Annotated in this window: 12 protein-coding genes; 8 read left to right on the top strand and 4 right to left on the bottom strand. The window is 67.5% G+C overall.

Annotation, left to right across the window (positions count from 1 at the left end; all coding sequences use genetic code 11):
* Window positions 1-28: 28 nt before the first annotated feature.
* Complete coding sequence (locus AWC12_RS06360; RefSeq protein ID WP_085173022.1) at window positions 29-1,024, bottom strand: oxygenase MpaB family protein; 996 nt, start codon at window positions 1,022-1,024, stop codon at window positions 29-31.
* Window positions 1,025-1,114: 90 nt separating this feature from the next.
* Between AWC12_RS06360 and AWC12_RS06355 the strand changes: the two genes are divergently transcribed.
* A complete protein-coding gene (locus AWC12_RS06355; protein WP_085173020.1) occupies window positions 1,115-1,723 on the top strand; it encodes a TetR/AcrR family transcriptional regulator in 609 nt (202 codons plus the stop codon).
* A gap of 8 nt (window positions 1,724-1,731) precedes the next feature.
* On the opposite strand, the gene AWC12_RS06350 is transcribed toward AWC12_RS06355, so the two are convergent.
* Window positions 1,732-2,331, bottom strand: coding sequence for a DinB family protein (locus tag AWC12_RS06350; protein ID WP_085173019.1), 600 nt, complete (start codon window positions 2,329-2,331; stop codon window positions 1,732-1,734).
* Between the two features lie 4 nt (window positions 2,332-2,335).
* On the bottom strand, window positions 2,336-2,872 hold the full coding sequence (locus tag AWC12_RS06345; RefSeq protein WP_024444655.1) for a DinB family protein: 537 nt from the start codon (window positions 2,870-2,872) through the stop codon (window positions 2,336-2,338).
* Window positions 2,873-2,935: 63 nt separating this feature from the next.
* Between AWC12_RS06345 and AWC12_RS06340 the strand changes: the two genes are divergently transcribed.
* The 4 genes from AWC12_RS06340 to AWC12_RS06325 all read left to right on the top strand — a co-directional run bounded on the left by AWC12_RS06340 (window position 2,936) and on the right by AWC12_RS06325 (window position 9,661).
* Window positions 2,936-3,889: a helix-turn-helix transcriptional regulator gene (locus AWC12_RS06340; protein ID WP_024444656.1), complete on the top strand. Its 954-nt coding sequence runs from the start codon at window positions 2,936-2,938 to the stop codon at window positions 3,887-3,889.
* 17 nt (window positions 3,890-3,906) lie between these two features.
* A complete protein-coding gene (locus AWC12_RS06335) occupies window positions 3,907-8,022 on the top strand; it encodes a glycoside hydrolase family 38 N-terminal domain-containing protein (protein WP_085173017.1) in 4,116 nt (1,371 codons plus the stop codon).
* On the top strand, window positions 8,019-8,618 hold the full coding sequence (locus tag AWC12_RS06330) for a DUF7158 domain-containing protein (RefSeq protein ID WP_024444658.1): 600 nt from the start codon (window positions 8,019-8,021) through the stop codon (window positions 8,616-8,618). The genes AWC12_RS06335 and AWC12_RS06330 overlap by 4 nt, the downstream gene beginning before the upstream one ends.
* A gap of 95 nt (window positions 8,619-8,713) precedes the next feature.
* On the top strand, window positions 8,714-9,661 hold the full coding sequence (locus AWC12_RS06325; RefSeq protein ID WP_085173015.1) for an ROK family protein: 948 nt from the start codon (window positions 8,714-8,716) through the stop codon (window positions 9,659-9,661).
* On the opposite strand, the gene AWC12_RS06320 is transcribed toward AWC12_RS06325, so the two are convergent.
* Window positions 9,650-10,711, bottom strand: coding sequence for an AraC family transcriptional regulator (locus tag AWC12_RS06320; RefSeq protein ID WP_085173132.1), 1,062 nt, complete (start codon window positions 10,709-10,711; stop codon window positions 9,650-9,652). The genes AWC12_RS06325 and AWC12_RS06320 overlap by 12 nt on opposite strands.
* 270 nt (window positions 10,712-10,981) lie before the next feature.
* Between AWC12_RS06320 and AWC12_RS06315 the strand changes: the two genes are divergently transcribed.
* The 3 genes from AWC12_RS06315 to AWC12_RS06305 all read left to right on the top strand — a co-directional run bounded on the left by AWC12_RS06315 (window position 10,982) and on the right by AWC12_RS06305 (window position 14,241).
* A complete protein-coding gene (locus AWC12_RS06315) occupies window positions 10,982-11,530 on the top strand; it encodes a DUF1641 domain-containing protein (protein ID WP_234813844.1) in 549 nt (182 codons plus the stop codon).
* An 81-nt stretch (window positions 11,531-11,611) separates the two neighbouring features.
* A complete protein-coding gene (locus AWC12_RS06310) occupies window positions 11,612-12,583 on the top strand; it encodes an NADH-quinone oxidoreductase subunit B family protein (RefSeq protein ID WP_024444662.1) in 972 nt (323 codons plus the stop codon).
* A gap of 50 nt (window positions 12,584-12,633) precedes the next feature.
* Window positions 12,634-14,241, top strand: coding sequence for a nickel-dependent hydrogenase large subunit (locus tag AWC12_RS06305; protein ID WP_085173013.1), 1,608 nt, complete (start codon window positions 12,634-12,636; stop codon window positions 14,239-14,241).
* Window positions 14,242-14,271: the final 30 nt, after the last annotated feature.

Below are 14,271 nucleotides of genomic sequence, written 5' to 3'. Positions count from 1 at the left end.
CGCTACAACTCCACCAGCTACTTCGCTGTCAGAAGGCATTCTCCAACTCGCTGCGGGTCAGCGCCGGGTCCGTGCCGGGTTGATAGGTCGGCACGGTGTGCGGTGCGAGGTCGGGGTCGATACCGTCGGCGACCCGCGCCCTGGCTTGCTCGTATTCCGGTAGCGGGCCTGATGCGGTGTGGATTCCGTTGATCACCGACCACACCGTGGCGCGCCGTGCGGTGCGCTCGACGACGTTCGGATCACGATGCTGGATCATTCCCTTGGCCCAGGCCGGCATCGTATCGCGCACCGCCCAGTTCAGGGCCGCCAACGGCAGGGGCAGGCCGGGGCCGGTCGCCATCGCCGCGCCATAGGTGACGGCCAGCTTGGGCAGGTACGACTTCAGGCAGTCCAGAGTCTCCTGCTTGGTGGCGGGGAGGTCGGTGCCGCCCAGTGCATGCCCGACCCGGACGAACTCGCCGTAGTACCGGTCAAGCTTTTTGCCGCGCAACGGGTTCGGGTGATAAAGCTCGTGCGCGGTGTCGATACCCCACACGACGGTGGCGTAGTTCCAGCGCAGCCATTCGGGGTCGTCGGCGTCATAGCGTGCGCCGTGGGGCCGGGTGCCCTTGATGGTGTGGTGCATGGAGCGGACCGCCAGCGCGAGCCGTTCTGCGGTGGCGGTCGAGCCGTACGCGGTGCCGATGAAGAACGCCATGGAGTGGCCGAGCCGCGCCCCGAAGCCCGCGGGGTCGATCTCGGGCATGGGATTGTTCTTCGTCTCGGGTTTGACGAGGCGCGAGTGGTGGACGCCCATCCAGTAGATGGACGGATCGAGCCGCTCGATGAACGCCGCGCACTGCAGCCCGAAGATCAGGGCGTGAACGTGGGAGTGCACGTGCCACACCGCGCTACCCGGGCCGAACCACCCCGGGTCGCCCACCGGGCCTGCGAAGTCCATGCCGCGGAAGAAGTACTTGCGCACGCGGACGTCGAACTGCCTGTTCAATTCGTTCCCGACGATCTGATGCGGCAGAAACATGGCGCCTCCAAACTGGTCACGGGTGTTACCAGAATAGCCTTTGGCTACGGATGTGGCCAGATCTGAACAGCAATTGCCTACGCTGTAGCGATGTCCGGTGCGACGTCGAGTCCGACCAGATGGGCGGGTGTCCCGCTGACCGACCGACGTGCCGAACGCCGCGCGCTTCTGATCGACGCCGCCTATCGACTCTTCGGAGACGGCGGTGAAGCCGCGCTGTCGGTGCGTTCGGTATCGCGGGAATGCGGACTCAACACCCGCTACTTCTACGAAAGCTTCTCCGACACCGATCAGCTGCTTGGCGCGGTGTACGACCGGGTCAGCGCGGAGCTCGCGGAGGCCGTCGAAGCCGCCATGGCGCGGGCCGAGGACTCCCTGCGCGCCCGGACGCGCGCCGGCATGGCCGCAGTGCTGCACTTCAGCTCCGTCGATCCCCGCCGAGGCCGCGTGCTGTTCACCGACGCGCGATCCAACCCCGTCCTGATCGCGCGCCGCGCCGCCACCCAGGACCTGCTCAGAGAAGCGGTCCTCACCGAGGGGTGGCGGCTGCAGCCCGGCTCGGATCCCGTCGCCGCCCTCGTGGGCGCCGCGATGTACACCGGTGCGATGGCCGAGCTGGCCCAGCAGTGGCTGACGGGCAGCCTCGGCGACGATCTCGACGCCGTCGTCGACTACGCCCTGCGACTTGTGTTGCGCTGAGGCATTTCTCAGGTGTTGGCCGCGGTGAACGGCTTGAGCCACTCCGTCTCGGGCCATCCCTCCAGCCCGGCGAGCAGTTCGTAGAGTGTTGCTCCGTCGATGGTCTCGCGGATGATGTCGCCCTGGCCGGCGTGGCGGGCGAGCTCTTCGATCATGTGGAAGAACACCCAGCGCACCGACCATGCGGGAACGTCTTTGGGAAACCACGGCACATCCTGTGGAATCGGTACGGCCGCACCGAGATCGGCCGTGTCCACCAATTGCAGCGTTTCCGCGTTCTGGCGGTCGAACGCGGCGAGCACGTCGGCGAGCGTCTCGTCCTCGCGCATCACGAACTGGTCTTCGTATTCGGCCGCCTGGTCGTCCATCGGACGCGGGTCAGCCTGAGGCAGGTGGGGTGCCGCGGCGACCCTCTCCATCCAGCCCCGCTGACAGTGTGTGACGTGCTTGATCAGGCCACCGATCGACAGTGTGCTGACCGAGGGCGCGGACCGCGCCTGCTCGTCGGTGAGTCCGAACGCGATCGCGTGGAATGCGTACTGCTGCGCCTTCACGTATTCCTTGAGTCCGGCGCGCTCGTCGACAATCGGCGGAGGCATTGCGGCCATGGTTTCAGATTCCTTTCGCAGGATTGGTGGAGTGGGCGTAAAGATCACGGAGCAAGGCGATTTCGGCCCCGTGGTGGATCACCTCTCGACTGATGTGCAGTACCAACGTGCTCATCGGTTTGTCGGCGTACGGCCCTTCTGCCGGCCCGCACGGTTGTGCGAGTTCGTCGTTGTCGAGGCTGCGGACACCGGTCAGCCATCCGTCGTACGCCTCGTCGAGCTGCGCGAGTGCGCTGCCGGCGTCCGTGGCATACGGCCATGACTGATAGTCCGCGGGCGGCCCGCCGAAGTGCGAGTGCGTGCGCATCGCGAGGACGCCCACGATGACGTGCGCGAGGCGCCAGGCGATGGTGGTCACCGGTTCTGGCTGCGGCGCCGGGACGGCGAAGTCGATCCTGCCGTCGCGGTGAACGGTCCAGCATCCGGGCACCGGTTCCCAGAAGTACTCGTCGTCGGTGAGCCCCTCCAGTCTCGGCCGCAGCTGGTTGCTCCAGTGCCAGTCGAGCTGCTCCGCCAGCTCAGTGGTCAGTGGGTTGCTCATGCCGACCACTCTTCCACCCATTGAGGACAGTTTCTGTCCTAAAACTGCGGCAGACTGTTGAACATGTCGGAAACCACCGGCCGGGTGCTGCAACTTCTCGGTCTGCTGCAGTCTCGCCGCGTTTGGAGCGGCGAGGAGCTGGCCGATCGGCTCGGCGTTACCACCCGAAGTGTTCGCCGGGACGTCGACCGGTTGCGTGAACTCGGCTATCCGGTGCACGCGAGCACCGGTCACGGCGGCGGATACCAGCTCGGAGCCGGCGCGGCGCTGCCACCGCTGCTGCTCGATCCCGACGAGGCCGTCGCGATGGCGGTCTGCCTGCGGGTGGCTGCCGGCGGCAGCGTGGCGGGCGTCGGGGAGTCGGCGCTGCGCGCGCTGAGCAAGCTCGATCAGGTCATGCCCGCACGGCTGCGGTCGCAGGTGACGGCGCTGCACGACGCGACGGTGACGCTGGGCGCCGCGACGGACACCCCGGTCGAACCCGATGTGCTGATGACGCTGGCGAGGGCCAGCCGGGACCACGAGCACGTGAGCGCCACCTACACCGACATCCGCGGCACCGTGACGCAGCGCCGGCTGGAGCCCTACCAGTTGGTGACGACCGGCCGACGGTGGTATCTGATGTGTTTCGACCGAGACCGCGACGACTGGCGCAGCCTCCGGCTGGACCGGATGGCGCAGGTCCGGGTGGCCGGAACGACGTTCACGCCGCGCGAGGCGCCCGACGCGGCGTCGTATGTGCGCAGAGCGATCTCGTCCTCACCGTATCCCTATGTGGCGCGGGTCCGGTACTTTGCGCCGTCCGACGTTGTCGCGCAGGTGTTTCCGACCGCTTCGGTGCACATCGAAGCCGACGGGCCCGATACCTGCATCGTCACCACGGGCGCAGACGATCCCGAGCGGATGGTGCCGTGGCTGGCCATGCCGGGGTGCGACTTCGAGGTGCTCGAACCGCCCGAGGTCGTCGCCGCCGTGCGTACTGTCGCCGGCCGGATCGCCCGCGCGGTGGCCGGCTGAGGCCGTAGGGTGCGGAGGTGTTCATCACCTCCGCCGAGTCGACGGAGCTCTTCATCGGGCCACCGGATGCGTTGACGCAGGTGGTTCGGGTGGGTTACCGCGGCTGTTCGGCTTCGACGGTGGTGCGCGTCGACGGGCCGGGCCTGCACACCGCGGGTGAGCACCTCGCTGCACCGGGCGACGGCGCCGTCGAAGTCGCGGTCGGCGTCACCGATCCGATTCCGGGACAGCGGCGCGCGGCTGTCGCCGTGGCGGGTGAGGGCTCGGCGGAGTTCGGCTTCGTCGACGCCGAACCCGGGTGGACGATGTTCATGATCAGCCACTTTCACTACGACCCGGTGTGGTGGAACACCCAGGCGGCCTACACCAGTCTGTGGACCGAGGCACCGCAGGGCCGCTGCCGCCAGACCAACGGGTTCGAGCTCGTGCGGGCCCACCTCGAAATGGCAAGGAGGGAACCCGAATACAAGTTCGTGCTGGCCGAGGTGGACTATCTCAAACCGTTCTGGGACACCCACCCGTGGGAGCGGGCCGATCTGCGCAGGCTGATCGCTGAGGGCCGCGTGGAGATCATGGGCGGCACCTACAACGAGCCCAACACGAACCTGACGGGACCCGAGACTGCGATCCGGAACTTCGTGCACGGCATCGGGTTTCAGCGTGACGTCATGGGCGCCGACCCGGCCACCGCGTGGCAGCTCGACGTCTTCGGGCACGACCCACAGTTCCCCGGGATGGCCGCCGATGCCGGGCTGACGTCGAGCTCGTGGGCGCGCGGGCCGCATCATCAGTGGGGGCCGATGGCGTCGGAGAACGGGCGGCCCGGCGACCCCGAGCGCATGCAGTTCGCCAGTGAATTCGAGTGGATGGCGCCGTCCGGGCGCGGACTGCTGACGCACTACATGCCCGCCCACTACGCGCCGGGCTGGTGGATGGATTCCTCAGCCTCCCTGGAGGAGGCCGAGCAGCAGACCTACGAGCTGTTCACCAACTTGAAGAAGGTTGCGCTGACCCGCAACGTGCTGCTGCCCGTCGGCACCGACTACACGCCGCCGAACAAGTGGGTCACCGACATCCACCGCGACTGGAACGCCCGCTACACGTGGCCACGCTTCATCTGTGCGCTGCCGCGCGAATTCTTCGCAGCGGTGCGCGCCGAGCTCGACGATCGCGGCGGTTCCGCGTCGCCGCAGACCCGGGACATGAACCCGATCTACACCGGTAAGGATGTCTCCTACATCGACACCAAACAGGCCAACCGCGCAGCGGAGAACCTGACTCTGGAGGCCGAGCAGTTCGCGGTGTTCGCAAGCCTGCTCACCGGGGCCACCTATCCGGAGGCCGCGCTGGCCAAATCGTGGGTGCAGCTGGCCTACGGCGCCCACCACGACGCAATCACCGGATCGGAGTCAGACCAGGTCTACCTCGATCTGCTCACCGGATGGCGCGACTCCTGGCAGCTGGGTCATCAGACCCGCGATCGTGCCCTGACACTGCTGTCGAGCGCGGTGGACGCCTCGGTCGTGGTGTGGAACCCGTTGTCGCACCGTCGTTCCGACGTCGTCACAGTGCATCTGGACAAGCCGTTCAGCGGCCGGGTGCTCGACCCCGACGGCAACGAGGTTGCGCTCGTTGCCGAGCACGGCGGACGTTCGCTGACCTGGCTGGCCGCTGACGTGCCGTCGCTGGGATGGCAGTCCTACCGGCTGATCCCGGACGGTTCGGCGCCGACCTGGGAGCCGGTGGACGGCGACGAGATCGCCAACGAGCACTACCGACTACGTGTCGACGCGGCCAGCGGCGGCGGGGTGAGCTCGCTGTCGGCGGGCGGGCGCGAACTGATCGCCGAGGGGCGGATCGGTAACGAGCTCGCCGTCTACGAGGAATACCCCGCCCACCCCACGGCGGGAGAAGGGCCCTGGCACCTGCTGCCGAAGGGGCCCGTCGTCACCTCCTCGCAGAATCCGGCGACGGCGGTGCGCGCATACCGCAGCGAACTCGGGGAACGCATCGTCGTCACCGGCTCGATCCCGGGCGTGCTGCGATACACGCAGACGCTCACGCTGTGGCGGGGCGTCGACCGGGTGGACTGCCGCACCACCGTCGACGACTTCACCGGAGCCGACCGGTTGTTGCGCCTGCGGTGGCCGTGTCCGGTGCCCGGTGCGATGCCCGTCAGCGAGGTCGGCGACGCGGTGATCGGACGGGGCTTCGCGCTGCTGCATCAACCCGACTCACCCGAATCCGTTGACACAGCGGTCTTTCCCTACACCCTGGACAACCCCGCGTACGGCTGGTTCGGCCTGTCATCGGCGCTGCGGGTGCGCTTCCGCTGCGGTGCCGCACGCGCCATCTCGGTCGCCGAGGTGATCTCGCCGACCGGGGCGGAACCTGCGGTCCGCGAACTCGTCGCCGCACTGGCACGGGTGGGTGTCACGGCCACCTGTTCCGCGGCGCACGCACCTCGCTACGGTGACCTGTCCGTCGACTCGAACCTCCCGGACGTACGGATCAGCTTGGGCGACAATGCGTTTGCAGAAACGGTATTCGGTGCTGTCGATCCGCAGGCACGGGCATGGGTCCCCGCAGCGCGGCCGTTGCAGGAGGTGTGGCGCCCGGGGGCCGACCTTCGCGATCCGTCGGCTCTGCCGGTGCTCGTCGTCGGCTCGGAAGCTGTCGCTTCGTTGATCCATGACCTCGCCGACGCGGAGATCTACGTCGACCAGGATTCCGACGCGCCCTTTGAATCACGCACGGTGGCGGTGATCAATCGCGGCGTGCCCGGATTCGCCGTCGAAGCCGACGGCACGCTGCACGCCTCGCTGATGCAGTCGTGTACTGGATGGCCGTCCGGCACCTGGATCGATCCGCCGCGACGCACCCATCCCGACGGATCCAATTTCCAGTTGCAGCACTGGACCCACAGCTTCGATTACGCCGTCGTGTCCGCGCCCGGCGATTGGCGAGATGCCCAGATACCCTCGCGCAGTGCGGAATTCAACCAGCCCCTGGTCGCTGTCGCCGCACACCACGATCCGGGGCGCGGCGGGCTGCCACGGTGGGGATCGCTGCTGGAGGTGCAGCCGGAACGGGCCGTGCGGGTGGGGGCGCTCAAAGCCTTCGGCAATCCGACCGCGCGGGGCAGCGCGGGGCACGCGGGTCCCGCAGGCGGTGTCACCGTCCGCGTCGTGGAAACACTGGGCCGCGCCACGGACGTCTCGGTGCAGTCGGGTCTGCGGCACATCTCCGCGCCGCGGCGGCTTGATCTGGTCGAGAATCCACGCGATGCGGACTCGCCGCACACGAGCCTGGGCGGCTACGAGATAGCCACGCTGCGAGCGGAACTCAATCTCCCGCGAGTGCTCGATGCGGAACAGGTCGCGCTCGGTCCGGAGGCCGAGCCTGTGCAGCCGCTCTATGCGAGGTACTGGCTGCACAACCGGGGCCACGCCCCACTGGGCGGCCTGCCCGCGGTGGCGCATCTGCATCCGCATCGGCTGGAGAGCAGGGGCGACGAGGTGGTCACGTTGCGGCTCACCGCCGCCAGTGATGCCACCGACACCGCGTTGCACGGCAGGGTGCGGATCGTTGCGCCCGCGGGCTGGGATCTCGGTGTGACCGAACTGCCGTTCGTCCTCCCGCCTGGCGACTACCTGGAATCGACGGTCGACGTGGGCGTTCCCGCATCGACTTCACCGGGGTTGTATCCGGTGCTCGCCGAGTTGGCCGCCACCGGAGGCGCCATTCCGGCGTCGTGGCATCAGACGGTCGAGGACGTTGCGGTCATCTCGGTGGGCGACCACGACGACCGCCTGCTCAGACTCGTGCGGGAGCCGGTCGCGGTCGAGGTCGCCGCCGGGGAGACCGCGCAGCTCGGCGTCGAAGTGGCCACGGACGCCTATGCCGACCTCACCGTCGAAGCGCACCTGATCTCGCCGTGGGGGACGTGGGAGTGGCTGAGCCCCAACATCTCCGGAGCGATCGTCCCCGCGCGAGGCACGGTTGAGCTGACCTTCGACGTGGCTCCGCCCGAGTGGACGGAGCCGGGGCAGTGGTGGGCACTGATCCGGGTGGCCTGCGCCGGGGAGCTGGTGTACTCGCAGGCGGTCACGGTCGCGGTGGTGCAGCCATGAGCGGCGTGGCAGCCTACGTCGGCACCGACGTCGTCACGGTCGCCGAGGTCGATGCCCGCGAGCGCGAGCTTCGCGCCGGGGGTCGGGAGCACGCGCTTCCTCGGCCCGGCACGAGCGAAGCCAGGCAGCTACGCCGTTGGCTTACACAGGTTCTGGTGACCGAGCGGGTGGTCGCCGCCAGCGACGGCGCCGACGGTGCCGTGCCGACGGAAGCCGAGCTGCTGCCGGACGCCGTCGCGCGCATGGAGATGGGCAGCGTCGCGGCGGCCACGCTGGCCGATCCGCACGGCCGGGCAGTGTTCGCGGCGGTCACGGCGGACGTCGGGATCAGTGACGACGAGGTGACCGCCTTTCACGCACGGAACCCGGACAGATTCGCGCGGGCCCAAGCGGTCGCAGGAGGCTGGCGGCGCGCCGCGACCTCCCCCGATCTCGAGGACGTGCGCGCCGATATCGCCGCGCACCTGCTGGCCGCGGCCCGGCGCCGGCAGTACCGCCGATGGCTCGACGCCCGCTGCGCCGAACTCGTCACGCTGGCCGACGGTTTCGAGCATCCGGGCGATCCGCGCCAGCCCGACAACACCCACAGGCACTGATGAGCGCTTGCGCGAAGAAGCGAGGGCACTGATGAGCGCTTGCGCGAAGAAGCGAGGGCACTGATGAGCGCTTGCGCGAAGAAGCGAAAGTACTGATGAGCGCGCTGATCCTGGCGCTCGACGTCGGCGGCACCAAGATCGCCGCGGGACTCGTCGACGCCGGCGGCACCCTCGTACACCGCTCCCAGCAGCCCACGCCCGACGGTGACGCCGAGACGGTCTGGGGCGTGGCAGCGGCGCTGCTGTCCGACACGATGGCCGCGGCAGACCGGCCGGTCGCAGCAGTCGGCATCGCCTCGGCCGGCCCCATCGACGTCCCGAACGGGACCGTCAGCCCGATCAACATCACCGAGTGGATGCACTTCCCGATCGTCGAACGGGTGGCCGACGCCACCGGGCTGCCGGTGCGCCTTGGCGGCGACGGGCTGTGCATGGCGCTCGGGGAGCGTTGGCGGGGTGCGGGCCGCGGTGCCCGCTTCATGCTCGGGATGGTGGTGTCGACGGGTATCGGGGGCGGCCTGGTTCTCGACGGTAGGCCGTTCCACGGCCGCACCGGCAATGCGGGTCACGTCGGTCACGTCGTCGTCGAACCGGATGGTGCGCACTGCACCTGCGGCGGGCGGGGATGCGTCGAGACCGTCGCGTCGGGGCCGCATTTGGCGCAGTGGGCCCGCGCGCACGGCTGGGCCGCGCCGCCCGGGGCGGACGCCAAAGAGCTCGCCGAGGCCGCCGTACGCGGTGACGAGTTGGCGGTGCGGGCGTTCGTTCGGGGCGCTGACGCGATCGCGCGGATGATCGCGTCGGTGGCCGCGGTGTGCGACCTCGATCTCGTCGTCGTCGGAGGTGGGGTCGCGAAAGCGGGTGCGCTGCTGTTCGATCCGCTGCGCGACGCACTCACAACGTATCTGGGGCTCGACTTCATTCGCGGCCTTCAGGTCAAGCCTGCCGAACTCGGCGGCGATGCCGGTCTGGTGGGTGCCGCCGCGTTGGTGGCGACCCCCGCCGACGGGGAAGCCGACTCCGGCGACGCACTACCTCCGTAGCGTCTCCGACGGTGCCTCGCCCCATCGCTTGCGGTACTCGACGGCGAAACTGCCCAGATGGTGGAAGCCCCACCGCTCGGCGACCGCGGTCACCGTGACGCCGTCGGACGGGATGGCGTCGGTCAATTCCTCGTGGACGCGTTCGAGCCTGCGCTCCCGGACGTATGTCATCGGGGTGATGCCGAGTTCCTCGCGGAAGCCCTGCTGGATCGACCGCACGCTCATGTGCACCGCCCTGGCGATCGCCTCCATCGTGAGGCGCTCGGCGAGATGGTCGTCGACGTAGTTCATCGCGTTCTGAACCACTGCGCGCCGTTGGTCAGGCCGCGGTGGCGGCAGCAGCTCCTCGTGATAATTCGACGGCTGAAGCTGAAGCAGACTGCTCATCACCAGTTCCTCAACGGCGCCGATGCCCTGCCCGCGTTGTATCAAGGAGCCCGGATGGAAGACCTCGGTGTGAATCAACTGCACCGCGGTGTGCCACCGCATGGCAGCTTCGGTCGCCAGATCGAATTCCGGTTCGAAGGCCAGTGGCCGGTTGAGCCTGCGCCCGAGCAGCCTGGTCAGGTGTGCTGCCATCGCGCGCTCCTCGATGCGGATCAGCAACTGGGGCGAGTCGTCGTCGAGCGTGATGCGCAGCGGAACCCCGGGCGTGGTCACCAGCGCGTGCAAGGTGTTGGCCTCGAACGTCCGTCCGCGGTGCTCGACGATGGCGCGTCCGTTCATCGGCATGTGTACCGCGAAGTACTGACCGAGTGCCGGAATGTCGACGGTTACTGCTACGTGCGCATCGAGGTATAGCATGCTGACGTTGCGCAGCCGAACGCCGTGCATGGTCGCAGCAAACTTGGCCGCCCCCAATGGTTCCACTGTCAGGCTCAGCGGGGCCAGCGCCTTGCCCATGAGACGCGCTGCTTCCGCCGGGTTCTCGGAGTAGAAGATCTCGTGGTCCGCCAGAGCAGGCGGCACACCGCGCGACCGCACCTTCCGCCGGACTGGTTTTGTGGTGCGGCGGACGTCGATGTAGCCCAGGCGAGTCAGCCGTGACATCGGTTCGAGCTGATCAGACTGGCCGCACACGTCCGGGGTGGCGACGAAGCCTGACCCGAGTCGTTCGCGGCGAACACGCAAGCCTCCTGACACCTGTGCGCGCACCAGCGCGCTGAAGTCTTCGCAATCCTGACAGCTGTTGCGCGAAAGCGATAGGCATGTCGCGACCTGGTCGCTAGCTTGTGATTGCGGCCACAGTTTCCGCCAGCCCTTCGGAAGCTCGGGCCGTCCCGGGTGCACCGCATCCGGTTCAGCGCAGGAGGTCGCCTGGTGGCAAACGGTCATGTGGTCGAGGCATCGCCGGCAGACCTTCTTCGCGAGCGCCTCGACGATCCCGCGGTAGCCGCGTCGTTGAACTCCCTGCTCGATCACGCAGATCTGCTCGCGGTGCTGCTCGCCGGACTCGACGGGATGGTCCGGCGCGGCGACGAGATCAGCGAAACCCTGGCCTCGGCGGTGGGCGAGCTGCGTGGACCCGCGACGTCGCTACCCGGTCTGGACAGGGCCAGGGCCGAGTTCGGGTCGGTCGATGTGGCGTCGCTCGTGGTGAGCCTGGCAGGCCTGACCAGGGCCCTCGTCGACACGATGCCGGTGCTGAACAAACTTCTGCATTCCCCACTGGCCGACCCCCGGGCCGCCGAGGTACTCGCCGACATCGGCGCCGCGCTCGTGGAAGGGGAACTCGCCGCGCAATCCGATCCCGGGCGGCCGAAGGGCCTGTTCGGACTGTGGCGGGTCAGCAAGGACAAAGACATCAATCGCGGGCTCGGATTCCTCATCCACGTCGCGCGCGCATTCGGACGCCAACTACCCGACTAGCTCGAAACGCTTCACAAGCAGCCCACCACAAACAAATACGCGACCGCCACACGGCATTCGTCGCATGCGAGAGGAGTTCCGATGGCTTCCGTTCTCTGGTTCCAGGGCGGTGCGTGCAGCGGGAACACCATGTCTTTCCTCAACGCAGACGAACCGAACGTCGTCGACCTGATCGTCGACTTCGGACTCGATCTGCTCTGGCATCCGTCGCTCGGTCTCGAGCTCGGCAAGAATGCCCAGAAGCTGTTCTGGGACTGCGTGAGTGGTGAACGCCCCCTGGACATCTTCGTGTTCGAGGGCACCGTCATCGAAGCCCCCAACGGCACCGGGCGCATGGACATCTTCGCCGACCGTCCGATGAAGGACTGGGTCGATGATCTGGCCGCCGCCGCCCAGATCGTGGTGGCGATCGGCGACTGCGCCTGCTTCGGCGGAATCCCGGCGATGGAACCCAACCCGTCGGGATCCACCGGCCTGCAATTCCACAAGCGTGACAGGGGCGGATACCTCGGGCCGGACTTCCGGTCCAAAATGGGGCTGCCGGTCATCAACATCCCCGGCTGCCCCGCACACCCTGACTGGATAACCCAGATCCTGGTGGCGCTGGCCACGGGAAGGGCCGGTGACATCACCCTCGACGATCTGCACCGACCCGAGACGTTCTTCAAGACATTCACCCAAACCGGTTGTACCCGAGTGCAATTCTTCGAGTACAAGCAATCCACGATGTCGTTCGGTGAGGGCACGCGCACCGGCTGCCTGTTCTACGAGTTCGGTTGCCGCGGACCGATGACGCACTCGCCGTGCAACAGGATTCTGTGGAACAGGCAGTCGTCGAAGACCCGCGCGGGCATGCCATGCCTGGGGTGCACCGAACCGGAATTCCCGCACTTCGACCTGGCGCCCGGCACCGTCTTCAAGACCCAGAAGGTCAGCGGGATGATCCCGAAGGAAGTGCCCGAAGGTACCGACCACCTGACATACATGGCGCACGCCGCTGCGGCGCGGATTGCCGCACCGCAGTGGTCCAAGGAAGACATGTTCGTGGTCTAGCGGGTGAGTCCCGTCAGCACCGTCAATCCGCATCTCCGAGAGGACCATTCATGACCGCGCTAGACCTCTACGTCAGCCCGCTGGGCCGCGTCGAGGGTGACCTCGACGTCCGCGTCACCATCGATGACGGCGTCGTCACCTCGGCCTGGACCGAGGCGGCGATGTTCCGCGGCTTCGAGATCATCCTTCGTGGCAAGGACCCGCAGGCCGGTCTCATAGTCTGCCCTCGCATCTGCGGAATCTGCGGCGGTAGCCATCTGTACAAGTCGGCGTACGCCCTCGACACCGCCTGGCGTACCCATATGCCGCCCAATGCCACGTTGATCCGCAACATCTGTCAGGCCGCAGAGACCCTGCAGTCCATTCCCCGCTACTTCTACGCCCTGTTCGCGATCGATCTTACCAACAAGAACTACGCGAAGTCCGCGCTCTACGACGAGGCCGTGCGCCGATTTGCGCCGTACGTGGGAACGAGTTATCAACCGGGTGTAGTACTTTCGGCCAAGCCGGTCGAGGTTTATGCGATCTTCGGCGGTCAGTGGCCCCATTCCAGCTTCATGGTGCCCGGCGGAGTGATGAGCGCCCCCACGCTGTCCGACGTCACCCGGGCGACCGCCATCCTGGAGCACTGGAAGGACAACTGGCTCGAAAAGCAGTGGCTGGGTGGCAGTGTCGAGCGCTGGCTGGAGAACAAGACCTGGGACGACGTCCTGGAGTGGATCGACGAGAACGAGTCGCAATACAACAGCGATTGCGGCTTTTTCATCCGCTACTGCCTCGACGTGGGGCTGGACAAGTACGGGCAGGGCGTCGGCAACTACATCGCCACGGGAACCTATTTCGATCCCGCGCTGTACGAGAACCCGACCATCGAGGGCCGTAACGCTGCGCTCATCGGCCGGTCCGGCGTGTACGCGAAGGGACAGTGGTACGAGTTCGACCAGGCGAATGTGCGGGAGGACACCACCCATTCGTTCTACGAGGGCTCCCGCCCGCTGCACCCCTTCGAGGGGGAGACCATCCCGATCGACCCCGAGGCCGGCAGGAAGCAGGGCAAGTACAGCTGGGCGAAATCTCCGCGCTACGCGGTAGGGGATCTGGGCCATCTTCCTTTGGAGGCCGGCCCGTTGGCGCGCCGGATAGCTGCGGCCGGGCCGAACGCCGCGCCGCATCAGGACAACGACCCGCTGTTCGCCGACATCATGGCCAATATCGGGCCCAGTGTGCTGGTGCGCCAGCTGGCCCGAATGCACGAAGCCCCCAAGTACTACCGGTGGGCGCGCACGTGGCTCGACCAGCTCGACCTGAAGGAGAGCTTCTACACCAAACCCACCGAGTACGCAGAAGGTAGAGGATTCGGTGCCACCGAGGCGGCCCGCGGTGCGCTGGCCGACTGGATTGTCATCGAGGACAACAAGATCAAGAACTATCAGGTCGTGACCCCGACGGCATGGAACATCGGACCGCGTGACGGCGAGGACGTTCTCGGCCCGATCGAGCGGGCGCTCGTCGGTTCACCCATCGTCGATCCCGAGGATCCGGTGGAGCTCGGCCACGTCGCGCGCAGCTTCGACTCGTGTCTGGTCTGCACAGTGCACGCCTATGACGGCAAGAGTGGAAAACAGCTGTCGCAGTTCGTGATCAACGGAATGGTGTGACCTTGGGTGTCAGTCGTGCCCCGCAACCGC

The organism is Mycolicibacterium iranicum, assembly GCF_002101705.1.
In the GTDB taxonomy this organism is placed as follows: Bacteria; Actinomycetota; Actinomycetes; order Mycobacteriales; family Mycobacteriaceae; genus Mycobacterium; species Mycobacterium iranicum.
Note: the sequence above shows the minus strand (reverse complement) of the source record. Positions and strands in the feature narration are given on the sequence as shown.